This window comes from uncultured Exiguobacterium sp., assembly GCF_964277885.1.
GTDB lineage: Bacteria > Bacillota > Bacilli > Exiguobacteriales > Exiguobacteriaceae > Exiguobacterium_A.
On record NZ_CAXYJR010000005.1, the window covers coordinates 737,731 to 762,212 of the forward strand.

The 24,482-nt window shown below is 43.6% G+C and carries 23 protein-coding genes and 1 other annotated feature; of the genes, 17 read left to right on the plus strand and 6 right to left on the minus strand.

Going from position 1 to position 24,482, the window contains the following annotated elements; genetic code table 11:
• The first annotated feature begins 1 nt into the window (after nucleotide 1).
• The 3 genes from fabF (at nucleotide 2) to ACHWTJ_RS05380 (ending at nucleotide 4,743) form a co-directional block, all read left to right on the plus strand.
• Entirely contained in the window at nucleotides 2–1,240 is a 1,239-nt protein-coding gene (gene fabF / locus ACHWTJ_RS05370; RefSeq protein WP_294740589.1) for a beta-ketoacyl-ACP synthase II, read from the plus strand.
• 97 nt (nucleotides 1,241–1,337) lie between these two features.
• The gene (locus ACHWTJ_RS05375) at nucleotides 1,338–2,894 is read left to right on the plus strand and encodes a peptide ABC transporter substrate-binding protein (RefSeq protein ID WP_394679240.1); all 1,557 of its coding nucleotides are present in this window, start codon (nucleotides 1,338–1,340) and stop codon (nucleotides 2,892–2,894) included.
• A gap of 205 nt (nucleotides 2,895–3,099) precedes the next feature.
• Nucleotides 3,100–4,743: a peptide ABC transporter substrate-binding protein gene (locus ACHWTJ_RS05380; protein ID WP_294740592.1), complete on the plus strand. Its 1,644-nt coding sequence runs from the start codon at nucleotides 3,100–3,102 to the stop codon at nucleotides 4,741–4,743.
• 101 nt (nucleotides 4,744–4,844) lie between these two features.
• On the opposite strand, the gene trpS is transcribed toward ACHWTJ_RS05380, so the two are convergent.
• Both trpS and ACHWTJ_RS05390 read right to left on the minus strand, forming a co-directional pair.
• Entirely contained in the window at nucleotides 4,845–5,846 is a 1,002-nt protein-coding gene (trpS, locus tag ACHWTJ_RS05385; protein ID WP_294740595.1) for a tryptophan--tRNA ligase, read from the minus strand.
• A 51-nt stretch (nucleotides 5,847–5,897) separates the two neighbouring features.
• Nucleotides 5,898–6,103 (minus strand) — a binding site (T-box leader).
• 56 nt (nucleotides 6,104–6,159) lie between these two features.
• Nucleotides 6,160–6,540, minus strand: a complete 381-nt coding sequence (locus ACHWTJ_RS05390) for a DUF3899 domain-containing protein (RefSeq protein ID WP_294740597.1) — start codon at nucleotides 6,538–6,540, stop codon at nucleotides 6,160–6,162.
• A gap of 272 nt (nucleotides 6,541–6,812) precedes the next feature.
• Between ACHWTJ_RS05390 and ACHWTJ_RS05395 the strand changes: the two genes are divergently transcribed.
• The 5 genes from ACHWTJ_RS05395 (at nucleotide 6,813) to ACHWTJ_RS05415 (ending at nucleotide 12,776) form a co-directional block, all read left to right on the plus strand.
• The gene (locus ACHWTJ_RS05395) at nucleotides 6,813–8,426 is read left to right on the plus strand and encodes an ABC transporter substrate-binding protein (RefSeq protein WP_294740598.1); all 1,614 of its coding nucleotides are present in this window, start codon (nucleotides 6,813–6,815) and stop codon (nucleotides 8,424–8,426) included.
• A 333-nt stretch (nucleotides 8,427–8,759) separates the two neighbouring features.
• The gene (gene opp3b / locus ACHWTJ_RS05400; RefSeq protein ID WP_035406592.1) at nucleotides 8,760–9,686 is read left to right on the plus strand and encodes an oligopeptide ABC transporter permease; all 927 of its coding nucleotides are present in this window, start codon (nucleotides 8,760–8,762) and stop codon (nucleotides 9,684–9,686) included.
• Nucleotides 9,686–10,717, plus strand: coding sequence for an oligopeptide ABC transporter permease (gene opp3C / locus ACHWTJ_RS05405; protein ID WP_294740602.1), 1,032 nt, complete (start codon nucleotides 9,686–9,688; stop codon nucleotides 10,715–10,717). The genes opp3b and opp3C overlap by 1 nt, the downstream gene beginning before the upstream one ends.
• A gap of 32 nt (nucleotides 10,718–10,749) precedes the next feature.
• Complete coding sequence (locus ACHWTJ_RS05410) at nucleotides 10,750–11,823, plus strand: ABC transporter ATP-binding protein (RefSeq protein WP_035406599.1); 1,074 nt, start codon at nucleotides 10,750–10,752, stop codon at nucleotides 11,821–11,823.
• On the plus strand, nucleotides 11,823–12,776 hold the full coding sequence (locus tag ACHWTJ_RS05415) for an ABC transporter ATP-binding protein (protein ID WP_294740604.1): 954 nt from the start codon (nucleotides 11,823–11,825) through the stop codon (nucleotides 12,774–12,776). Before ACHWTJ_RS05410 ends, ACHWTJ_RS05415 begins: the two co-directional genes overlap by 1 nt.
• 44 nt (nucleotides 12,777–12,820) lie before the next feature.
• Here the strand turns inward: ACHWTJ_RS05415 and ACHWTJ_RS05420 are convergent, their stop codons facing one another.
• Nucleotides 12,821–13,354: an HD domain-containing protein gene (locus ACHWTJ_RS05420; RefSeq protein ID WP_294740607.1), complete on the minus strand. Its 534-nt coding sequence runs from the start codon at nucleotides 13,352–13,354 to the stop codon at nucleotides 12,821–12,823.
• Between the two features lie 223 nt (nucleotides 13,355–13,577).
• Between ACHWTJ_RS05420 and ACHWTJ_RS05425 the strand changes: the two genes are divergently transcribed.
• From ACHWTJ_RS05425 to mecA, 3 genes are all read left to right on the plus strand, one after another.
• Nucleotides 13,578–13,715 carry a hypothetical protein gene (locus ACHWTJ_RS05425; RefSeq protein ID WP_023468890.1) on the plus strand — a complete coding sequence of 46 codons (138 nt, stop codon included), beginning with the start codon at nucleotides 13,578–13,580 and terminating at the stop codon, nucleotides 13,713–13,715.
• A 172-nt stretch (nucleotides 13,716–13,887) separates the two neighbouring features.
• Nucleotides 13,888–14,286 (plus strand): transcriptional regulator SpxA, encoded by a 399-nt coding sequence (gene spxA / locus ACHWTJ_RS05430; RefSeq protein ID WP_012370920.1) that lies wholly within the window; start codon nucleotides 13,888–13,890, stop codon nucleotides 14,284–14,286.
• Nucleotides 14,287–14,457: 171 nt separating this feature from the next.
• Nucleotides 14,458–15,084 (plus strand): adaptor protein MecA, encoded by a 627-nt coding sequence (mecA, locus tag ACHWTJ_RS05435; protein ID WP_394679241.1) that lies wholly within the window; start codon nucleotides 14,458–14,460, stop codon nucleotides 15,082–15,084.
• 62 nt (nucleotides 15,085–15,146) lie between these two features.
• On the opposite strand, the gene ACHWTJ_RS05440 is transcribed toward mecA, so the two are convergent.
• Nucleotides 15,147–15,869, minus strand: coding sequence for an SDR family NAD(P)-dependent oxidoreductase (locus tag ACHWTJ_RS05440; RefSeq protein ID WP_294740614.1), 723 nt, complete (start codon nucleotides 15,867–15,869; stop codon nucleotides 15,147–15,149).
• 71 nt (nucleotides 15,870–15,940) lie between these two features.
• Between ACHWTJ_RS05440 and cls the strand changes: the two genes are divergently transcribed.
• The 3 genes from cls to pepF all read left to right on the plus strand — a co-directional run bounded on the left by cls (nucleotide 15,941) and on the right by pepF (nucleotide 20,288).
• Nucleotides 15,941–17,452 carry a cardiolipin synthase gene (cls, locus tag ACHWTJ_RS05445; protein WP_294740616.1) on the plus strand — a complete coding sequence of 504 codons (1,512 nt, stop codon included), beginning with the start codon at nucleotides 15,941–15,943 and terminating at the stop codon, nucleotides 17,450–17,452.
• An 18-nt stretch (nucleotides 17,453–17,470) separates the two neighbouring features.
• Complete coding sequence (locus tag ACHWTJ_RS05450) at nucleotides 17,471–18,421, plus strand: competence protein CoiA family protein (protein ID WP_394679242.1); 951 nt, start codon at nucleotides 17,471–17,473, stop codon at nucleotides 18,419–18,421.
• 64 nt (nucleotides 18,422–18,485) lie between these two features.
• Nucleotides 18,486–20,288 carry an oligoendopeptidase F gene (gene pepF / locus ACHWTJ_RS05455; protein WP_294740621.1) on the plus strand — a complete coding sequence of 601 codons (1,803 nt, stop codon included), beginning with the start codon at nucleotides 18,486–18,488 and terminating at the stop codon, nucleotides 20,286–20,288.
• A gap of 217 nt (nucleotides 20,289–20,505) precedes the next feature.
• Here the strand turns inward: pepF and ACHWTJ_RS05460 are convergent, their stop codons facing one another.
• On the minus strand, nucleotides 20,506–21,297 hold the full coding sequence (locus ACHWTJ_RS05460) for a DsbA family protein (RefSeq protein ID WP_050677567.1): 792 nt from the start codon (nucleotides 21,295–21,297) through the stop codon (nucleotides 20,506–20,508).
• Nucleotides 21,298–21,391: 94 nt separating this feature from the next.
• The gene (locus ACHWTJ_RS05465) at nucleotides 21,392–21,973 is read right to left on the minus strand and encodes a CYTH domain-containing protein (protein ID WP_294745474.1); all 582 of its coding nucleotides are present in this window, start codon (nucleotides 21,971–21,973) and stop codon (nucleotides 21,392–21,394) included.
• Between the two features lie 96 nt (nucleotides 21,974–22,069).
• Here ACHWTJ_RS05465 and ACHWTJ_RS05470 point away from each other — a divergent pair, with 96 nt between their 5' ends.
• Genes ACHWTJ_RS05470 through ACHWTJ_RS05480 form a run of 3 tightly spaced genes read left to right on the plus strand, consistent with a single transcriptional unit; the run spans nucleotide 22,070 to nucleotide 24,438 of the window.
• Nucleotides 22,070–22,714 (plus strand): GTP pyrophosphokinase family protein, encoded by a 645-nt coding sequence (locus ACHWTJ_RS05470; protein ID WP_035396676.1) that lies wholly within the window; start codon nucleotides 22,070–22,072, stop codon nucleotides 22,712–22,714.
• Nucleotides 22,715–22,724: 10 nt separating this feature from the next.
• A complete protein-coding gene (locus ACHWTJ_RS05475; protein WP_294740626.1) occupies nucleotides 22,725–23,528 on the plus strand; it encodes an NAD kinase in 804 nt (267 codons plus the stop codon).
• Between the two features lie 25 nt (nucleotides 23,529–23,553).
• Nucleotides 23,554–24,438, plus strand: coding sequence for an RluA family pseudouridine synthase (locus tag ACHWTJ_RS05480; protein WP_394679243.1), 885 nt, complete (start codon nucleotides 23,554–23,556; stop codon nucleotides 24,436–24,438).
• The last annotated feature ends 44 nt before the right edge of the window (nucleotides 24,439–24,482 follow it).

The window sequence follows — 24,482 nt, forward strand, 5'->3', positions numbered from 1 at the left end:
GATGATGAGAAAACGCGTTGTAGTCACAGGAATCGGGGCACTGACACCAATCGGGAATGATGCGAATACATTCTGGGAAGCTTTAAAAGAAGGGACGAACGGAATTCGTCCGATGGAGCGTCTCGATATCGATGAGTATCCAACAAAGGTCACGGGCGAATTGCAAAACTTCGATGTGACAGAATTCATTGAGGCGAAAGAAGCACGCAAGATGGACCGTTTCGTCCATTATTCACTCGTTGCGAGCATGGAAGCTGTAAAAGATGCTGGAATCGACATCAAGTCGATTGCTGAACGTACTGGTGTCTGGATTGGGTCTGGAATCGGTGGCGTCGAGACGATCGAGAAACAAGCGAAAATCTACTTTGAACGTGGACACCGTCGTGTCAGCCCATTTTTCATTCCGATGATGATTCCGAACATGGCAAGCGGTCAGGTATCGATCTATACCGGAGCCAAGGGACCGAATAACTGTTCCGTTACAGCGTGTGCTTCAGGAACGAATGCCATCGGGGAAGCACTTCGTGTCATCGAACGGGGCGATGCGGATGTCATGATTGCTGGTGGAGCGGAAGCACCGATCACAAACTTAGCCTTTGCTGGTTTTTGTTCCAACAAAGCGATGTCAACGAATCACGATCCTGAGACAGCAAGCCGTCCGTTTGACGAAGGACGTGACGGATTCGTCATGGGAGAAGGGGCAGGCATCTTGATTCTTGAAGAGTACGAGCATGCGGTAGCACGTGGCGCGAAAATCTATGCCGAAGTCAGTGGATATGGATTAACAGCTGATGCGTACCACATCACGGCTCCAGATCCAGATGGAGACGGTGGCGCGCGCGCAATGGCGATGGCAATCCAAGATGCAGGTATCGCACCAGAAGCAGTCGGATACATCAATGCACACGGAACGAGTACACCGATGAACGACATTCTTGAAACAAAAGCGATTCACAGTGTTTTCGGAGAACAGGCAAAACAACTCGTCGTCAACTCGACGAAATCGATGATTGGTCACTTGCTTGGTGGCGCTGGCGGCGTCGAGGCGATTGCAACGATCAAATCGTTACAAGAACAAACCGTTCACCCAACGATTCATCTCAAACAGCCGAGTGAAGGCTGTGATCTTGATTACGTGACGGAAGGTGCACGGAGCGTCGAATTGAATTACGCCCTGAGTAACTCGCTCGGGTTCGGTGGACACAACGCGTCACTCGTCTTCAAACGTTACGAAGCTTAAGCTTAAGCGATTCCCTTGGAAAAACGAGGGGGTCGCTTTTTTGCTGATTTTCTGATTCAATAGAGAAATGCGTGTTTGACGCAGAAAGGAGTCGTTTATGGCTAACATCACGAAAAAAACATCGATCATAGCACTGATCCTACTTTTAATTATTGGTCTCAGTAGTGTGCTCATATATCGTCTGTCGTCGTCTCAAGAAACTAAAACAGTCAACGTAACAAAGGCAGTGAAAGTTGAACTAATCGAATCATCGCTTCCGAAAACATCAGATATTGCACTGGCGACAGATAGTCGTTCTCAGACACTATTAGCACAACTGTACGAAGGACTATACGTCTTTACTTCTGGAACATCCGTCCGTCGGGGTCTAGCGCAGGATATGACAGTTTCAAAGGATCGATTGACGTATACGATTCAACTCAAACAAACGAAAAATGCGAAGGGGCAACCAATCACGGCGCAACAATTCGTCGATAGTTTTCGACGTGTCGCAGCCAATAAAACAAATTCTCCCTATGGTTTTTTATTTGAAGTGTTTGAGAACGGACGTGCCGTCAATGACGGAAAAATAAAACCAGAGCGTCTAGGTGTAAAGGCGAAAGGACGAGATCAACTCGTCATCACGCTGAATCAGCCAGTTTCGAATCTAAAAGAATTACTCGCGATGTCCGTCTTCTATCCACAACCGGAATCTAAGAAGTGGGAAGAGCTTGTTGGAAATGGCGCATTTATGCTAGAAGAGATGTCAAAAAGCGGATATACACTTAAGAAAAACAATCAGTATCATCAACAAAACGTCGTCACAGTAGGGAAAATAGAAAGCCATATCATCCCTGATCATCAGACACAATGGAGTTCGTATGAGAAGAGCAAGGCGGCCGTCCTTCCATTACAAGAGAGTGTCGAAACACAAGCCAATCAGGTTTCGCGACCGACTTATCAAAAAAAGCGGAGTGGTGTCTTTTATATCGCTTTCAATCAAAAAAACGATGTGTTCCGTGAAGTGACACTCAGAAAGCGGATTGCTCGCGCACTGACGGAAAAGGAATCAGTTCAACTTCCTTTAGGGTATGCAGGCATTCCGACGAATCGATTCGTCGTCACTGATACGAACGTATTGATGTCAGAATCCGTTCAGAAAGAACAGAAAAAATCAGAAAAACGGAATAAACAAAGGATCGAGATGCTTAATTTTGATGATCCACAAGCAAAACGAATTGGGGAGCAACTCGAAACCTATCTTGAGAAACAAATACCTGAGATCGATATCGTTCTTAAGCCAGTCGCGATCGAAGAGAAGATCACTAAAGAACAAACATCACAATATGCGATGACGCTTACTGGTTGGATGCCAGATTATCCTGGTCCGCTAGCGTATTTAAATCAGTTCGTCTCGGATAATCCGTTAAATTCAGTGAAGTATCAATCGAAGATTTACGACCAGACGATTGAAAAAGCACGACAAGAAAGAGAGATAAAACGAAAACAAGCACTTTACCATCAAGCAGAAGACCGGTTAATCCATCAGGATGCTGTCGTCGTTCCTTTGTATCAGACGACTGAGAAATTATATGTTTCTGATACGATTCAAGGAATTGAAGTACCAATTTATGGACCGGAATACCTACTTCGATCGATGAAAATTTTAAAATAATCACTTAACTGGGACCATTATTTCTTAAGGTCCCAGTCTTTTTTGAAAAAATATTTAGAAAAATCGGATAAAAGGTTTGCAAAATTATCAGAACATTGTAAACTATTTGTAACGAAGGGTTTGATTCGAATATAGTAATTCTTTTTTTCGGTCAAAAAAACCTGACAGTATCATTTTTTTAGAAACCTAGGGGGGTCATCGTAACATGAAGAAGAAAAGCTTTGCTTTAGCTACATCGGTAGCACTCGTATCAAGTGCGTTCCTCGCAGCTTGTTCGACAACGGATTCAGGCGACAAATCGGGCGACACAGGTTCAAGCAAGAAATCAAATGATCAAACACTTAACTTGATCGAAGGTTCGGATATCCCGACACTCAACCCGACGACTTCTACAGACTCAGTTTCATTCAACGTGTTGAACAACACGATGGAAGGTCTTTATCGTCTAGATGACAAGCAGCAACCGACTCCAGGTATCGCTGAAAGTCACACGGTTTCAGATGACAAATTAACATACACGTTCAAATTACGTGATGCGAAATGGTCTGACGGTACACCAATCACGGCAAAAGACTTTGAATATGCATGGAAAGAAGTTCTCAACCCAGAGAACGCTTCACAGTATGCATATGTCTTCTACAACATTAAAGGTGCAGAAGAATATAACACGAAAAAAGGCGATCGTGATGCTGTCGGCGTTAAAGCAGTCGACGACAAAACGCTTGAAGTTAAATTAAAAGCACCTGCAGATTATTTCCTCGGACTCACTGGATTCGGACCATTCATGCCGAAATCAGAAGAACTCTCGAAGAAAATCGGAAAAGACTTTGGTTCGACTGCAGACAAGTCGCTTTACAATGGACCATTCAAGTTAACAGAATGGACACGTGAGCAAGGCTGGAAAATGGTCAAAAACGATAACTACTGGGATAAAGATGCCGTTAAACTTAAAACGATCAACGTTAAGGTCGTCAAAGAGACAGCGACAGGCGTTAACTTGTACGAAAAAGGTGATATCGATCGTACAGGTCTAACTTCTGAGTTCGTTGCCCAGTACAAAGACAATAAAGAGTTCAAAACAAAAGGTGAATCAACAATCTTCTACCTTTACCTCAATACAAAGGTAAAAGCGCTTGATAACGAAAAAATCCGTCGCGCGATCGACATGGGTTACAACAAAAAAGGAATCACGGATGTTATCCTCGCAAACGGATCACTTCCAGCGAACTATCTCGTACCAAAAGATTTCGCGAAAGATGCTGACGGAAAAGATTTCCGCGACAAGTACCCTGGATTCAATGAATTCAATGCTGACGAAGCGAAAAAACTTTGGGAAGAGGGTCTCAAAGAAATCGGTCAAAAATCGGTTGATCTTGAGCTCTTGAACTATGATAGCGATGATTCGAAGAAAATCGGTGAGTTCTTGAAAGGTGAACTTGAGAAAAACCTTCCAGGTATGAAGGTTACGATCAAGCAACAACCATTCAAAAACAAACTTGATCTTGAAAACAAAGGTGACTTCCAGTTCTCACTCGCAGGATGGGGTCCTGACTACCAAGATCCAATGACGTTCCTCGATCTCTTCGTTACAGGCGGACCATACAACCGTGGTAAATGGTCGGACAAAGAGTACGATAAACTCATCAAAGATGCACAAACACAAACAGATGCAGCAAAACGTTGGTCTGAATTGCAAGAAGCTGAAAAAATCCTTCTTGATTCAGCAGCGATCTCACCTGTTTATCAGCGTGGACGTGCATTCCTCGTTAAACCATACGTTAAAGGAGTCGTCGAGCATAACTTCGGCGCAGACTTCTCATACAAATGGGCTTCAATCGAAGGAAAATAAGCAAAATAAAAACGACTTCCGATTTAATTCGGAAGTCGTTTTTTTGTGATTGATATATAAAAAAAGACCGGAATATCCCGATCTTTCGCGCGGAGAACGAATTATTTTTTTACTTTCGCACGTTTCCGTTGTAAGCCCATTGCCTTTTCAATCTTCGCGAGTTTTTTTGCAGCGACTGCTTCTGCGCGGTCACGTCCAGCGTCAAGAATTTGATCAAGCTCTTCAGAATCAATCAATTCATAATAGCGCTGTTGAATCGGTTCGAGTTCCGCGATGATCGCTTCCGCGACATCTGCTTTGAATGTTCCATAATTCGAGCCTTCATATTTTGCTTCAAGATCTGGAATCGAGATACCAGCGAGCAGGGAATAGATTTCAAGTAAATTCGACACACCTGGTTTGTGTTCTCGATCGAATTTTACGATACCTTCCGAGTCCGTGACAGCTGACTTCACTTTTTTACGAATGACATCCGGTGCATCAAGCATCGAGATGAAGCCTTTCGGATTTTGATCTGATTTTGACATTTTTTTATCAGGTGTCGTCAAACTCATGATCCGGGCACCCGACTCTGCAATGATTGGTTCTGGTAATGTGAACGTCTCATAATAGCGGCTATTAAAACGTTGCGCTAGATCACGCGTTAACTCAATATGTTGCTTTTGGTCGTCACCGACTGGAACGAGTTCCGCATCGTAGAGTAGGATATCAGCTGCCATAAGTGTCGGGTAGACGAACAACCCTGCTCCAATTCGCTCTTTTCCTTGTGATTTATCTTTATATTGTGTCATACGCTCCAGTTCACCCATACCGGAAAGGCATGTCAACATCCAGCCGAGTTGTGCATGTGCTTTGACTTCTGATTGAACGAAGATCGTTGACTTTTCAGGATTTAGACCACTTGCGATATACAAAGCAGCAAGGGCGCGAGTATTGTTCATCAGTTCGACACGATCGATATCGACCGTGATTGAGTGCAAATCGACGACGCAGTAATATGCATCATGACCGTCCTGTAAATTCACGAAGTGTTTCATGGCACCTAAGTAATTTCCGAGTGTGACCGTTCCGGTTGGTTTAATACCTGAGAAAATCGTTTTCATAATGAAATCCCTCCAAATAATAAATTCAAAATAAAAAGCGCCCCTTGAAAATCAAGGGACGAGTCATCGCGTTGCCACCCAAGTTGCTATTTACATAGCCGCTCAATTTGCTGTAATGGGCAAACCCATCTGACTCTACTTGTTTCGAATCAGCCACTCGAAAGTCCATTCACTTAGGCATCACCTGTCCATTTTCAGCACCATGGACTCTCTGAGAGGAATGGATCTAAGTTACTACTCTTTGTCGTCGTGTTTTCTTGTTTGATTAGCTTGAGTTTACCATATCTGAGGTAGAGCGTCACGTTGATTTCGTTTAAAAATACGAGATGATCAGTGAGACGATGATGAAGATGACACCGCTTGAGACGTAGGGTTTCGTCCGTGCTGAAGCACGGCGCTGCTTTTTGCGAAGTACTTCTTCCTCCTCGTCCTCATCTTCGTAATAGTCCTCATCAATCTCTCTTAATTTTGCTTCCCGTTGTTTTTTGAATCCAGCTGTCATGCCACGAAAGAAGCCGTTAGCAGACATGTTTGAGAAGAATCCTACTGCAACTAACAAGAATCCTGCTATGAATAAACCACCAGACAGATGATACAAGATACCGTGTGTCGAATCCGTCATGGTTGCCCAAATCGTGTAAAGCAGAACAAGAATGACCGCAATGATGACCGGTCGGAAATACGTCGATCGCATGAAAATCCCCCTTTGCGTACATAGATATTCTTAGTATACGAAACTTTTAATGCTGTTACGAATCGGTAACAAACGAATGATGCAAAATAGCAAATAGTGTGACTATTCACTTGACGTTAATGCTATTCTCACATAAAATCAATTTATCACTTCGTTTAAGTTTTTGAAACTAGGTCAATGCATTTTGGGGAATACATTGCAGTTTCGACGGGACGTTATTGATGTCATAGGCATTATGGCAACTTGGAAATTGAAAAGGAGATGACTTACCGATGAAGAAAAAAACAGTCGGTCTCGCTTTATCAGTCATGCTTGCAGGAAGCGCAGTGCTTGCTGGATGTTCGACAGGTGGCGGAGACAAAGATTCAGGATCGACAGACGGCAAAAAAAATCTACGTTTAACGGACACTTCGGATATTACGACAGTGGACCCAGCGAAAGCTACGGATTCCGTCGCTTTCAACATGATCGGAAACACGATGGAAGGTCTTTATCGTTTAGACAAGGACGGAAAAGCGATTCCAGCACTTGCAGAAAAAACGGATATCTCAAGCGACAATTTGACGTATACGTTCACACTTCGTGATTCGAAATGGTCAGACGGTTCACCCGTCAAAGCACAAGATTTTGAATTCGCTTGGAAACGTGCTGCTGATCCAAAAACAGGTTCTAGTTACTCATACATCTTTGACACGTTAAAAAACGGCTCTGATGTTACACAAGGTAAAAAGCCTGTTGATGAACTCGGCGTTAAAGCAATCGATGATAAAACGTTAGAAGTAAAACTCGAGCGTCCAGCTCCGTATTTCCTCTCACTGACATCGTTCGGTACGTATACACCAATCAGTGAAGACTTCTACAAGAAGAATGAAAAAGACTTCTCGCTTAAACCAGATAAATTGCTTTACAACGGTCCTTTCGTTTGGGAATCTTGGAAAACGGATTCAAAACGTGTTCTGAAAAAGAACGACAACTACTGGGATAAAGATGCCGTCAAACTCGACGAAGTTACAATCAGTGTCGTTAAGGATAATTCGACAGTCGCAAACTTGTATGATTCAAACGAAATCGATTACGCAGGTTTGACTTCGGAGCAAGTTGAAGCATACAAATCGAAACCTGAATTCAAAACAGCGCTTCGTTCTTCGATCGCTTACTTGAAATTCAATAACGAAGATGCAACGATGAAAGATGTCAATGCACGTAAAGCAATCGCTCGTGCTATCGATCCAAAAGGTATCACGGATACGCTTCTTGCGAATGGTTCAATTCCAACAACAAGCTTCATTCCAAAAGACTTTGTCAAGGATGCATCAGGTAAAGACTACACGAGCGACATCAACTGGTTCGATCGTGACGCGAAAGAAGCAGCTGATCTTTGGAAAAAAGCAAACGGTGATAAAAAGACAACAATCGAATTGCTTTCGTTTGATAACGAAGACGCTAAGAAAATCGGTGAGTACATGAAAGGTCAACTCGAGAAGAATCTTCCGAATGTCACTGTTTCGATTAAACAACAGCCGTTCAAGAATAAACTCGATCTTGAAACAAAAGGCGACTACCAAGTTTCTTACTCAGTCTGGGGTCCGGATTATCAAGATCCAATGTCTAACCTTTCTATCTTCGAATCAACGAACAGCCAAAATGACGTGAAGTACAAATCAGCTGCGTATGATAAATTATTAAACGCGGCAAACGATGAGTCAGACTTGACGAAGCGTTTAGATTTGTTCAAACAAGCTGAGGCGCAATTGATTGAAAAAGATCAAGCTATCGCACCAATCTATCAAGCGGGTTCTGCATACTTGAGCCGTCCGACGGTCAAAGATTTCAACCGTCAATTGTTCGGAGCAGATTTCCAATACAAATATGTTGATGTGAAGTAATCGAGAACGGGAGCGTCCCTAAGTCAGTTCGGGTACGCTCCTGTTTTATACTACTTTGAATGAACGGAAACTCATTTTTATCGGAAATGTGAAATTTTCGTAAAAAAGTGGTTCTAATTACTTTGTTAGCAAAGTATAATGGAATCAAACGAAAAATTCTGACTATTGGACGATATTCAAAAAAGCGTCTAATCGAACATCGAATGAAAGCACAATTAAAAAGAATTTTAAATTTTTATAACAAAATTCTTGAATGTTCCGACAATTGTGGGTCATACTGATTTTATTGATGTTTCGAAAAAAACAGAAAATCTTTATAGGGGGTGCCATCTTATGGGCCGTTATTTAGCTCAACGCCTGGTTTACGGCGTATTGACGTTTTTACTCATCGCTTCGTTCACTTTCTTCCTGATGGATCTGCTACCAGGTTCACCGTTCCAGAACCAGGAGAAACTTTCTCCTGAACAGTTGAATATCCTTCGGGATAAGTACAATTTGAATGATCCACTACCACAACGCTACGCAGCGTACATGGTCAACTTATTCCAAGGAGACCTTGGTGTATCGTTCAAATATGACAGCCGTCCAGTTACGGATTTAATTTCTGAACGAATTGGACCATCGGCTCAACTTGGAGTTCAAGCACTCGTACTTGGTGTACTTTTAGGTCTCGTACTTGGTGTAGTTGCTGCACTTCGTCACAACACAGTTGTTGACTACGGAGCAATGTTCATCTCGGTTCTCGGGATTTCAGTACCATCCTTCGTATTCGCCTCACTCCTTCAGTATTATGTTGGCGTGAAATGGGGCGCTTTGCCAGTAGCGTTCTGGGAAAGTCCGGCGCATACGATCCTACCAACGATTTCGTTGTCTCTTGGGGTCACCGCCTCGATTGCCCGATTCGTAAGGACGGAAATGCTTGAGGTTACAGGTCAGGATTACGTCACGTTAGCTAAAGCAAAAGGCCTAGATGGTCAATCGATTACTTGGAAACACATGGTTCGGAATGCCTTGATTCCTGCTATTACGATTCTTGGACCTATGACTGCTGCATTGATCACAGGTACATTCGTTATTGAAAAAATCTTTGCTGTACCGGGTCTTGGTGAGTTGTTCGTATCGTCAATCACACAGAATGACTATACAGTCATCATGGGTACGACGCTGTTCTTCTCGGCAATCTTCATTCTCATGATTTTAATCGTCGACTTGCTGTACGGTGTCGTTGATCCACGGATTCGTTTGGGGGGTAGTAAATAATGGCTGAACAAAATTCAAATGCAAAAGCGGAACAGTTCGATTCATCGTTGTTTCAACAGGTTGAATTTAATGAACAGGCCGGTGAACGAATTGCCGGTAAAAGCTTAAACTTTTGGCAGGATGCTTGGATGCGCTTGCGTAAGAACAAAGCAGCGATCATTTCTCTTGTCTTGATCATCGTGATTGCCATCATGTCAGTAGCGGGTCCTGCAATCTCTGGTAGAGATGCTTATACCCAAACTATCACGCAAGCTAAACTTCCACCAAAAGTGACAGGTTTAGAGTGGGCTGGATTTGATGGTATGGCGACGCTTGGTGAAACACCAATCGATTTCTACAAGCAAAAACAAGTAAAAGAAAACTTCTGGTTTGGTACGGACCATCTTGGTCGTGATCTTTGGTCGCGTGTCTGGGAAGGAACGAAAATTTCACTCTTCATCGGTTTGATGGCAGCGCTCATTGACGTTCTTGTCGGTGTCACATACGGTGGTATTTCTGCTTATTATGGTGGTCGTGTCGATAACATCATGCAACGGATAGCGGAAATCCTGACAGGGGTACCGAACTTGATCTTGATCATCCTCTTCATCTTGATTCTTGAGCCAGGGATCACGACGATCATCCTCGCGATGACAATCACTGGTTGGATTGGGATGAGCCGACTCGTTCGTGGTCAGATCCTGAAACTAAAGAACCAAGAGTTCGTTCTTGCAGCACGTACACTTGGTGCTTCTAGCGCACGTTTAGTCTTCAAACATTTGATTCCAAATACCTTGGGTACAATCATCATCTCGCTTATGTTTACGATTCCTGGGGCAATTTTCTTCGAAGCTTTCCTAAGCTTCATCGGTCTTGGGCTTGCACCACCGCAACCGTCGCTTGGTACATTGATCAATGAAGGGTACAAAGAACTTAAGACGTTTCCTTTCTTGCTCGTCGTTCCATCGACAGTGCTCGTACTCCTCATGATCAGCTTCAACATGTTGGCAGATGGATTACGTGATGCGTTCGATCCACGTCTACGTCGCTAACAAAAATTAGATTAGAGAGGAGCTCATCCACAATGGAAACAATCTTGTCAGTCCGCGACCTGAATGTCGCTTTCCATACGTACGCCGGGACGGTTCAAGCCGTCCGCGGAGTATCGTTCGATTTAAAAAAAGGTGAAACACTCGCAATCGTTGGTGAGTCTGGTTCTGGTAAATCGGTTACTTCAAAAGCCATCATGCGTCTGATTCCAAACCCACCGGGTGAAATCACAAAAGGTGAGATCTTATTCGAAGGTCGCGACTTGGTTAAGCTTTCCGATAAAGAAATGCAAAAAGTACGCGGTCGTGATATCGCAATGATCTTCCAAGATCCAATGACATCACTTAACCCGACGATGACGATCTACAAACAGATTGCTGAAGGTTTAAAACGTCACCAAGGATTGACAGGTGATGCAGCGAAAAAACGTACGCTTGAATTACTCACGCTTGTAGGGATTCCAAACCCAGAAGCACGTCTAAAACAATATCCACACCAATTGTCTGGTGGGATGCGTCAACGAATCGTCATCGCGATCGCACTTGCTTGTAATCCGAAAGTATTGATTGCTGATGAACCGACGACAGCACTTGATGTTACGATTCAAGCGCAAATCCTTGAGTTGTTGAAAGATATTCAACAAAAAACGGGTACAGCGATCATCTTCATCACCCACGATTTAGGTGTCGTAGCGAATATGGCCGATCGTGTAGCGGTCATGTATGCTGGTAAATTAATTGAGAAGGGTACAGTCGATGAGATTTTCTATGAGCCACGTCATCCATACACTTGGGGACTTCTTGGTTCAATGCCACGTCCATCGGATGACCGTTCACAAGATCTACCGGCGATTCCAGGAACACCACCTAACTTACTTCATCCACCAGTCGGTGACGCGTTTGCGCCACGAAATAAATATGCTATGAAGATTGATTTTGAAAAAGAACCTCCTTTCTTCAAAATTACAGATACTCACGAAGCGGCGACATGGTTGCTCCATCCACAAGCACCGTATGTTGAGCCACCACTTGCAATTCGTGATCTGGCGTTGAAATACCGCCCAGATAGCGTATTCGCGAAATCGCTTCTGAAAGGCGGTCTGAAATAATGGAAAACCGTAATAAATTACTTGAAGTAAAAAACTTGAAGCAACACTTCAACATTGGACGCGGACGTGTCGTCAAAGCGGTTGATGGATTGTCATTCGATATCTATGAAGGCGAAGTACTTGGTCTTGTAGGTGAATCGGGTTGCGGTAAATCAACAACTGGTCGCTCAATCATTGGATTGTATGAGGCGACAGACGGCGAAGTCATGTTCAAAGGTGAAAACGTTCATGGTAAAAAGTCGCGTAAAGATAAACTAAAGTTCAACCGTGCGATGCAAATGATCTTCCAAGATCCATATGCGTCACTTAACCCACGGATGACAGTCGGTGATATCATTGCTGAAGGAATTGATATTCACGGTCTAGCGAAGTCGAAAGACGAGCGAAATAACCGTGTTTACGATTTACTCGAAACAGTTGGTTTGACGAAAGAACATGCGAGCCGTTACCCACACGAGTTCTCAGGTGGACAGCGTCAACGGATTGGGATCGCGCGTGCACTTGCTGTAGAACCGGATTTCATCATCGCGGATGAGCCGATCTCGGCACTTGATGTATCGATCCAAGCGCAGGTCGTCAACTTAATGAAAAAACTGCAACGTGATCGTAGCTTGACTTACTTGTTCATCGCCCACGATTTATCGATGGTAAAATACATCTCGGATCGTATCGGCGTCATGTACCAAGGTCACCTTGTTGAATTATGTAGTGCGGACCGTCTATATGAGAATCCGGTTCATGCTTATACGAAATCGCTCTTGTCTGCGATTCCTCTTCCGGATCCAGAGCACGAGCGGACGCGTAAGCGGATCGTATACGATCGTCCAACAAGTGGACCTGTTGGTAAATCAAATGAAGATTCAAGCATCCCACCACTTCGTGAAATCGAACCAGGTCACTTTGTTTCGATGACGGATGCAGAACTTGAAGCTTATCAAGCACAACTCGTATAATTATTTAAAAAAAGGCATTTCCACGTTGATCGTGGAAATGCCTTTTAATTTTCTGATGCAATTCGTGGGAGATGAGCGAAGCGGTGAACGACAGAATCTATCGCATCAAGACGGCGCATTGCTTCTTCAAAATCGATTTTTTCATAGTGATGTAGTCCGCCTGGTTGTTCTTCCAGCGTATCTGCGTCATGAACGAGTTGCTGAAGTGGTGTCCGATTGATTGCACCGGGTGGGAGATACGAATCTGTATGCAAGAGAACGGCAAGTGCGATTTCTTTAGCACGTGCGGGTTCTTCACCAAGGCGAATCAAAAGTTTATGAGCGCGTTCAGCTCCTTTAATGGCATGTATATCATTTTGGCGATAGAGATCATAGTTCCAAGTGCCATCGGTATACCATTCATAATGACCGATATCATGGAGGAGTGCGGCTTTCGTGGCAGTGTCAGCATCTAAGCCGCGTTTCGTAGCAAGCGTCAGAGCGCGTTCAGCTACTGAAATCGCGTGATTCAAGCCAGAACGGGATAAATATTTTTGAGCGATCGGGTGATCGAGAATCGTGACTAGTGTTAATGACATGAATGAAAAACTCCTTCCTGAGCGTTGATATTTCTATACACTCTACAGAAAATTGAAAGAAATTGCAACTGTTTTTCATTACTCAATCGACAATCTCACATATTTAATTGCTTAAAGTAGGAATAGATTTTTGAGATACGTGGTATACTTACTAATGTAGAAGATGATTATTTTGCTTTCGTAGGTTGTTAGTTCTGTTTCGGGCCGATTGGGGTGTCGGAATATGAAAGAACGTGACAAGAAGAAGAAGCTGAAGAAGCGCCTTTTGCGGGATATTTTAGAGAAAAAACTGAAAGAAATGAAACTTCCTAAAGCAAAAGAGACGATTTCTCAGCCATTTGATCACACGCCAGCTTGTTAAAGCCACGTGGTGGCTTTAACAAGCTTTTTTACGAAAAGTTCTTTCATCTTTATAAAAAAGCTAGGTTTTCTGCTTTATTAGATGTAAACTGTCAAGTAATAGAACCATCATCAATAGCTGCGTATTCACATAGGTGTTGAATGATGTTAAATCAGGGGGAGGATGTTTTTCAATGGTAACACTCTATACTTCACCAAGTTGTACTTCTTGTCGGAAAGCACGCGCGTGGCTTGAAGAACATGAAATCCCGTTCGTAGAACGCAATATTTTTTCAGAACCGTTATCGCTCGATGAAATCAAACAGATTCTTCGAATGACGGAAGATGGAACGGACGAGATTATCTCAACACGTTCAAAAGTCTTCTCGAAACTCGATGTTTCCGTTGAAAACTTATCGTTACAGCACCTATACGATTTAATTCAAGAATATCCTGGATTATTACGTCGTCCGATTTTGATTGACGAAAAACGTCTACAAGTTGGATACAATGAAGATGAAATCCGCCGATTCTTACCACGCAAGGTGCGTACGTTCCAACTTTTGGAAGCACAGCGTCTTGTAAACGAGTAATTTTAAAAAGCACGCTGCTTCGTGAGCAGTGTGCTTTTTGTTACCGATAAAAAAGGTTAAAATAAAGATAACAAAGGAATAGAAATATATCCTTCGGATTCGAAAGTGTGAATCCAAGTCATGTCCTCGTTCGTATTCTAGATAAGGAACGAGAAGAAAGGAGTGGACAGATTGAAAATCGAACGCGTCAATGACAATACGGTCAAGTTCTTCATCACGTACACCGACATCGAACGCCGTGGTTTTGCCCGAGATGAGATTTGGTATAATCGGGAACGGGGAGAACAGTTATTCTGGCAGATGATGGACGAAGCGAATGAAAAAGAGTCCATCTCCTTCGAAGGTCCACTATGGATACAAGTGCAAGCTTTTGAAAAAGGTCTTGAAGTCACTGTAACGATCGCGAAAAATGCAGTTGATGGCGAGCAAGTCGATGAAGACGAACTCGATTCACTTTTACGATCAGCGATGTCTGAGACAGAAGATAAAGATACAGAATTAAGCCAGGATGTCTTATTTGAAACCCATGATTTCGAGCATATCATTGCGCTTAGTCAATATGCGAATGCTCCTGTATTCGAAGAACTTGAAACAGCGCTTTACCAAAAAGACGGACTTTATCTACTGCATGTTCATTTCGAAGATGATGTGAACGTAGAAACACAAGAGAACGTCATGAGTTTAATCGCGGAGTATCTCCACTTCAGTGAACAAACGATTCATCCTGTCGCTGAATATGGAAAACAAATCATTGCTTCAGACGTCTTTGCCTTCATTCGGAAACACTTTCCGAACTAAAGGAACCAAAAGTGCGAGTAAAAGGAGGATCACGAATCGTGATGCCTCCTTTTGTTCGGATATTAAGTGAGGGTATAACCACCATCTACGATGAGTGCTTGTCCGTTGATGTAACTCGCTTTATTCGATAGCAGGAAACAAACGACCTCTGCGATTTCGGAAGGTTGTGCAGGTTCACCACGAAGGTGATGTTTCATTGCGAGATCAAATTTATCTTTCCCGCCATATAATGCGTGGCTCAGTGCTGTATCGACCGGTCCAGGACAAATGGCATTAAAACGATACTTGCCGTGGAAGCGGGCGGCGTATGTCTTTGTCAGTGTCAATAAAGCGCTCTTAGATGATGCATAGGGTAAGAGCATGGCGGGAAACTTGACGTGTCCGACGATGGCACTGTTGTTGACGATGGAGGCACCTTTTGAGAAACGTTTCGTCGCGAGCTGGATGATTCGTTCAGGAGCATGATAATTCACCTGGAACACTTCTTTTTGTTGATCGGAGACTCTCTCGGGTGCGACGGGTTTTCCGAAGGTTCCTGCATTATTAAAAATCCCGTCGATTTCTGGGAAATCTTCGAGTGTTTCTTCAAAGAACGCATCGATGGCAGAGGAATCAGTCAAGTCGACAGGGAAGAAATATAAACGTCCTTCTCCGTTAGACTCAAGAGAAGCCCCTTTTTCTTTATTACGACCAATCGCAAGGACGGTATGACCTTCTCGAATCAGCTGGAGGGCAGTTGCCTCCCCGATTCCACTTGTTGCACCCGTAATGATATACGTACCCATTTAAACGCTTCCTTTCTGTCATAAGTTCTTTAACTACGATTTGTACAACATACATAAAAGGAGGGGGATTCATGCTACGACGTGTACAACTTCTCATGACCCTCATCTTGACCATCGGTTTAATCGCCTTTTTATCCTACTACTGGAGTGTCTATATGGTAGGGTGGCTGTCAATCGTCATTATTTTGGTCGTCATGAGCGTGTTCGTCATCATTTTGCTTGAAAATCGCAATCCAGAACGGACCCTTGTCTGGGCACTCGTCATGATGGCACTACCTGTCGTCGGCGTGTTCGTTTATTTTACATTCGGTCAGAACTACCGCCGGAAACGAATGTTTCGATTGAAAGCAATGCTGGATGAAGAGTCTTACATTAAATATCGTACCCAGTTTAAGACAGCGGTACACCAATCAGTGTTCCAAGAAGGACATTATGGTAAAGTTGTCACACTTATCGATTCGATCAGCCGACTTCCAATTTCGTATAATACACATACAAAGATTTTAACAAATGGTCAGGAGAAGTTTCCGATTCTTTTAGAAGAGATTCGTCAAGCGCAACATCATATCCATTTGGAATACTATATCGTACGTGATGACGAGCTCGCATTGCAGTTACAGGAAGTATTGATTGAAAAGGCTCAGCAAGGAATTGAAGTTCGATTTCTCTATGATGCCGTCGGGTGTTTTTCGACAGATAAGCACTATTTCAAGAAGATGCAGGCAGCGGGTGTGGAGGTTCGAGCATTCTTCCCCGTCGTATTACCGTTCATTTCGAGTAAGTCCAACTACCGGAATCATCGGAAGATCGTTGTCATCGATGGAACGGTTGCTTTTACGGGTGGAATAAACATTGGAGACGAGTATGTCGGTCGTGACCAGCACTTTGGATTTTGGCGTGATACGCATCTTCTCGTACGAGGAGAGGCTGTTTCTGAACTTCAACTGATTTTTCTCCAAGATTGGTACTACATGACAGGAGAACGACTGTTTACACCGTTTTATATGGAGCCACTGGAATATGTCGATGAAGCAACAGGTGGGGTTCAAATCATTGCAAGTGGACCTGATGAGCCGCATGAGGCAATGAAGTCACTTTACTTCGGACTCATCACGGAAGCACGTGAATCCGTCTACATTGCTTCTCCATATTTAATACCGGATGAAGACCTGATGACGGCACTAAAGACAGCTGCTATGTCTGGAATTGATGTCCGGATACTTCTACCAAGCTTTCCGGATCATAAAATCGTGTTTTATGCGAGTCGCTCTTACTTTGATGATTTGCTCCAAGCTGGTGTGAAAATCTATGAGTATAACAAAGGATTCATGCATTCGAAAGTCATCGTCGTGGATGACGCCATCGCAACGATTGGAACAGCGAATATGGATTTACGGAGTTTTCATTTAAATTTCGAGGTGAATGCTTTTTTATACGGAACAAACTCTGTTCATCAATTAACACGTGATTTTTATGAGGATTTCAGCCATTCGACACAAGTTGATGCCGATTTGTTTCATCGTCGTCCATTGCGTCGTCGTTTAGTTGAATCGATTTCACGCTTATTCTCACCTTTACTCTAGCAAAAGGGGACGATGCTGATGTTTGAAGCCATTGATGGGTCGGGGAAACGCATCCTAATTCATAGGTTTTCCATCCATACGTTGAAAACCATGTCCTTACGTTGTCCGTACTGCCTGAAGCCATTGCGCGTCAGGCAGGGACGACGACTACATTTTGCACATACTTCAGCTTGTTCAGGAGAAAGTAGCTTACATGTATCTTGGAAACGACGTATTGCAGATTCGTTGATGAATGCAGGCGTTCGCGTCGAGACTGAATGGACGATCGGACAGCGACGCTTCGACCTGTGGATCCCGGAAAAGGAAATCGGGATTGAAATTCAGCGTTCACCAATGTCGTCAGATGAATGGATCAGACGAGCAAGACTTGATGTAAGACATGGACAAACGGTACGATGGATTGGATTTCATCCATCCCATGGTGTCACGTTTCGTTTACAAGGATGGATGCGTCAAGCCTTCTTACAAAATTATTATTTGGACTTAATCGTCGACAATCAAATTCGACGGTTTCGACATCCGATTCCCTATACGAAACATTACATCTATTGTACAGTTCACTCTCTCTCCTTATCCGACTTCCTTTCGACGGAACTTCCGTCATTTCCTCGGAAATTCTCAATGGCTCGCTGGCAAGGAATCGTCTTACGTTATCGACAGCGTCCTTTCCATCCTTCTTTACCTCCACGAATGCTTAAACTTCCATTATATGAGGCAGGGTTTCATCTTCATAATCTACCGTCATCGGTTTTTCTTCCGATCAGCCACTTATTATCGTATCCCGTTCATCCTTTTGAGTTTCAAATCGCTGTCTTTTTACGGTTAAAAGGGGTCTATTCTTCTACTGCTTTAGAACAGACGGTCTGTCAATTGCTTTATCGATTAGATATTTCGTTTGAACGACCAATGATCGATTTGCTTATTACGGAATGGTTGGAGCGGATCGAGGACGCGAATCGGCTGTTCTAGCAGGAGCACTTCGATTGTTTGTCGAAAAGAAAACAGGTATAACTGAATTAAAGGAGTGAGGTAAATGGCAGAAGTACTAACACGTCAAGATGTTGATGTTACAGAAACTTGGAATCTAGAATCCATCTATGCAACGAACGAAGTGTGGGAAGAAGAATTCGAATCGGTGAAAGCGATGCTTCCATTACTCGTCGAGTATAAAGGTCGTCTTGGACAGAGTGCGGAGACGCTTTATGAAGGGTTACAGTTGCGAGATGAAGTCTCAAGACGTCTTTATAAGCTCTATACATACGCGCACATGCGTTACGACGAAAATACAGCGGATAGCTTCTATCAAGCCATGAACGACCGTGCTCGGACGCTTGCGTCGCAAATCGGAGCTACACTTGCATTCATGACACCAGAACTGTTAGCTGTACCGGAAGCAACGATTGAAACATACCTGAATGAGAATGCAGACCTTGGGATGTACCGTCATGCATTTGATGAATTGAATCAAGAACGCGAACACGTACTGACGGAAGCGGAAGAAGCAATTCTTGCGAAGGCAGGAGAAGTGCTCGGTCAATCCGGTACGACTTTCGGTATGCTGAATAATGCGGATTTGACATTCCCGAAAATTAAAGGGGAAGACGGTGAAGAGACAGAGTTGACACATGGTCGCTTCATTACATTCCTTGAGTCATCTGACCGTTCCGTTCGAGAAGCCGCATTTAAAGCAATGTATGGAACGTATGCGAAATATACGAATACGCTCGCTTCGACGCTTGCTGGATCAGTTAAGAAGGACAACTTCTATGCGGATGTCCGTAAGTTCCCATCGGCACGCGCGGCAGCCTTACACGGTAATGCGATTCCTGAGTCCGTCTATGATGGATTAGTTGAAGCGGTGCACGAGCACTTACCACTGCTTCACCGCTACGTTGCCTTACGTAAACGTGTACTCGGTCTTGATGAATTACACGTATATGATATGTATACACCACTCGTTTCTGAGGTCGAGATGAAGGTCTCTTACGAAGAAGCAAAACAATTGATGGTTGAAGGACTCGCGCCTCTTGGAGCAGAGTACAAGCACATTCTTGAAGAGGGATTGTCTGAACGTTGGGTCGATGTCCGGGAGACGCGCGGTAAACGTAGCGGGGCTTACTCTTCTGGTGCTTACGATACACAGCCGTTCATTTTGATGAACTGGCAAGATAACATCAACAACCTCTTTACACTCGCGCATGAATTCGGGCATTCCGTCCATAGTTATTACACGCGGAAATCTCAACCATATCCATATGGCGATTATTCAATCTTCGTCGCTGAAGTCGCTTCAACGACAAATGAAGCGTTGTTAAACGACTATCTATTGAAGAAAGTGACGGATCGTAAAGAAAAACTTTATCTATTGAACAATCAACTTGAAACCTTCCGCGGTACATTGTTCCGACAAACGATGTTCGCTGAGTTCGAACATGCGATTCATGATGCGGCTCGTCTTGGACAATCGCTGACACCAGAATTCCTGACATCAACGTATTATGCTTTGAATCAAAAATACTTCGGAGAAGAGATTGTATTAGACGAAGAAATCGGTCTAGAATGGGCTCGGATTCCACATTTCTATTACAATTATTATGTCTATCAGTATGCGACAGGTATTTCTGCGGCCGCTGCCTTGACGGATCAGATTCTAGAAGAAGGAGAACCGGCTGTAGAGCGATACATCAACAATTTCTTAAAAGCGGGATCAAGTGATTATCCGATTGAAGTTTTAAAAGCTGCGGGTGTCGATATGACAACGAAAGCACCAGTTGAAGCGGCACTGCGACAGTTTGAACGTGTCCTAGATGAATTCGAAGCTTTGTTAGCAGAGTGACATCTTTGTGACAAAGTGAACAAAGAGTGGAAAAGAGGAGAGACTCACGATATACTTATATTGTGAAGAGGGTCACATTCCCCAATCGATTCTCTTTTTCCCCCATCCAATGGTCAAAAGAAAAAGCCTTCTCGTCATGGAGGGCTTTTTTCTTATTCTAAAATTAGATACAAAAAAGGACAGTGAAGTGAACCTCACTGTCTTTTTCATCGTTTTATCATGCATGTGCCGAATCTTTTAAATGACGCCATACTTTTCCATCACAGTATGATAGAGAAGCACATTTTTGTTGCAAGACGAGTTTTTTTAATTCGTGTTCAATCTGGGATTCAGGAGCGTCATAAATAAAGGCGATTTCAGCCGTAGTTGCTGTTTCATACCGTCTCAAGAATTGTTCAAGTGGTGGCTTTGGTTGTTTTTCAATCGTATGATCTAGCAATTCACTTAAGATCGAGACATAGACCAAATACTCATAAGGACCTTCTGCCTTAATGGCTTCCTCATCTCCGACGAAAGCGAGTGTCGGAAGAATTCGGACATCCCATTCTGTGACCAGTTCAGTCTCTTTCTCGAGCATTTGCTGAATCGTATCCGATGAGACATCACGATGGAATTCATCTAAATCCAAACCATACTCTGTCAGTGCTTCTGCTAATCGCATCAATGATGGACGGCTGTAAGCACTCTCTCCTTCAACATTATGAAGCATTCGAAGGCGTCGCATGAATCGCATACCAAACGTTTTTCCTTGAAGTTCGATGGCTTTTAGGATGACAAGTGGTGACATGTCGCATGCTGAACGTGAAGGAGCGCATGGAATCGTGGCAATCGTCCGGAGACGAAAGAGATGACCATATTCTAGCTCTAATTTCTTGAGAACGGGTATCAACCGTAAACCATCCGTTTGTGTCACATCTAGAAAATGATAGATTTCCAGAGGTTTCGTCGGTTGTTGAATCGATGGTTCGTCCAATGAACAATAAGATCCGTTGCATTGTGCGTGTTCCATCCGCTCACCCCTTCCTGTTGTTATCGTTACCCTATTTTAGCAACGAAAAAAAAGAAAGAGCAAAGGTTTTGCTTGTTCAGTCCTACACGAAAATTCAAGTAAGCGCTTTACGTTCCATGAAACGGACGATTTTATTTTTTGTTTCGCGCTGTGGAATATCGTGTTCTGAAAGAAGTCGCTCGAAATCCTTTTGCCCTTGTTCGAAGTTGCTGACCTCAAATTCTAACTCGTAATCCGTATGTCCGAGATAGCGACTTTTATCAAGGACGAGCAACCCTTCCGGCAGCGTCGTCTCAATCCGTTCAGTCTCCAAACGTCCTAAATGCTCCAAAGAACCCTGTAAGTCAAAAGATGACAACTGTTGATTCATCTCATCGGAGTGAATCAGACCGTATTTAAATAAGTCCTCTGCTTCACTTGCGGATAACGTGACATGTGTTTCAAGTAATCCGTTTTCATGAGGTTGCTTTAATGTAAGGACGAGTCCTTGTTTTTTTTCACGAATCCGTAAGGCAGCACCTTTTTTTCGAAGTTCGAAATCCGGCGTATCAAAATAATCATTTGCTTGCCAAATGGGTTGTTTAGTTGACGCATAATGGGTAAATAACGATAGATATTCTTGTTCAGACAATAAGTTCTTGAATTCGATTTCCAATTCTTGTCTAATCGGAATCACGCCTTTCTAGTTGAATGTCTGAAAATATGATAACATGAATGAGGTAGGAACAGGCACTGAACCAATACTATTCGATTAAAAGTGGTGACAAATCAGATGACAAAAGAAAATTGGGATTTATTTCTTGCACCGTATCAAATCGCGGTCGATGAGTTGAAAGTTAAGCTAAAAGCGATTCGTAAACAATTTCAGCAACGGGGAGAGCATTCACCGATTGAATTTGTCACAGGACGGGTCAAACCTGTAAAAAGTATTCTTCAAAAAGCGGAACGAAAAGCCATTGCGCGTGAATCGTTAGAACAAGATATGCAGGATATCGCCGGATTACGCATCATGTGTCAATTCGTTGATGATATCATCCATGTCCTTGAGCTGTTGCGTTCGCGCGGTGATTTTAAAATCGTCGAGGAACGGAACTACATCACGCAAAAGAAGGATAGTGGTTATCGGTCGTATCACGTCATCATTGCCTATCCGGTACAAACGATCGAAGGTGAAGTCCCGACACTAGTCGAGATTCAAATTCGGACGCTCGCGATGAATTTTTGGGCGACGATCGAACACTCCTTGAATTACAAGTACCAAGGGAATATTCCGGAAGAGACGCGTGAGCGGTTAAGACGAGCGGCAGAAGCGGCATTTTTGCTTGATGCGGAGATGAGTCAATTGAAGGTAGAAATCCAAGACGCACAACTCGTCTTTCAACGCGACGCCAAGGCGTCTGAACGATTAAAAGAGTAGGGGGATGACCATGCGTTTTGCAATCACGGCTCGTGATGATGAGCGTTCTCATGCGCTAAAACAACAACTCGAGCAGGCATTGACGGATCGGGGATGTGTCCTTGATGTCAGTCAACCGGAAATCGTCGTCTCAATCGGGGGAGACGGGACGATGTTACAAGCGTTCCATTCGTATCTCGATCAAGTAGAGACGATTACCCTTGTTGGGATTCATACAGGGCACCTTGGTTTTTATGCGGATTGGCGTCCTGAAGAGATGAAAGAGTTGATTGATCATATCGCGAAGCAGGATTTAGCGACGGTTGAATACCCGCTGCTTGAACTATCGATTGATTATGCGGATGGTTCGCACAATCAACTGCTCGCTTTAAACGAATGTACGATCAAAAGCTTTAATCAAACGCTCGTTTGCGATTTGTCGATTCGGGGCGACTATTTCGAGACATTCCGAGGTGACGGGCTGTGTGTATCGACACCGTCTGGTTCGACAGCGTACAATAAGGCGCTCGGTGGAGCAATCGTCCATCCGGCGCTCGAAGCGATTCAAATCACAGAGATGGCTTCGATCAATAATCGTGTTTACCGGACGATCGGCTCACCGATGTTGTTACCGAAACATCACGATGTCGAAATCCGTCCCGTCAATCCGATTGATTTTCAGATGACCTATGATCACTATGCTTCGATTGTCCATCAAAATGTGACATCGATTCGGTGTCGGGTCTCGGATAAAAAAGTGAAATTTGCTCGTTTTCGTTCTTTCCCGTTCTGGCAACGGGTTCGGGAATCTTTCCTGGCAGACGAAAGACGTTAATGTAGCACGTAAAGGAAATGGAAATATGAATGGATTTCAGATACAACAGACGGTTACTGACATCGAGGATGGCTGGCGCGTCAGTCATTTTTGTACAACACGCTTAGGTATCTCACGAAAAATGTTAGTATCGATCAAAAATCATGGAGATATCACACGAAACGGTCAGCATGTCAATGTCCATGATATTTTGTATGCGGGCGATCATGTCCATGTATTCTTCCCGGAAGAGAAACCTGCGCCGGATATGATAGCGACTGAAGGGGAGCTCGATATCCTGTTTGAAGATGACTGGCTACTCGTCGTCAATAAACCACCCGGTATGGCATCAATCCCTTCACGATTGCATCCGGAACACTCCTTGTCGAATTATGTTCTTGGTTATTATCGAAAACAAAGCATTCCGTACGCGATTCATATCGTCAATCGACTCGATCGTGACACAAGTGGTCTCGTCGTATTCGCGAAACACGGCCTTGCTCATCACCGAATGAGTCTCATGCAACAATCAAACGAATTAGAACGGCACTATTTAGCCTATGCACCAGGACATGTACCGGTACAAACAATTGATCAGCCAATCGGTCAAACCGATCATTCCTTCATGGAACGAATGGTACGATCAGATGGGCAACGGGCCATTACACATATTTTGAATAGTCGTCTGGTTCAAGCCTTTGATCGAGAGTTTTCGGTGCTCGATATTCGGTTAGAGACAGGGCGGACACATCAAATTCGTGTCCATCTTGCCTTTTTAGGACATCCTTTGATTGGTGATACGATGTATCAGGGGGAACCGTTACTACCGCGTCAGGCACTTCATAGCGCGTCAGCGACGTTCCTTCATCCTGCGACAGGAGAGCGGGTCCGATTTGAAGCACCGCTACCCGAGGATCTTCGATTGGAATAATGGATATACGATAAAAGGCAGTGGACTTAATCCACTGCCTTTTA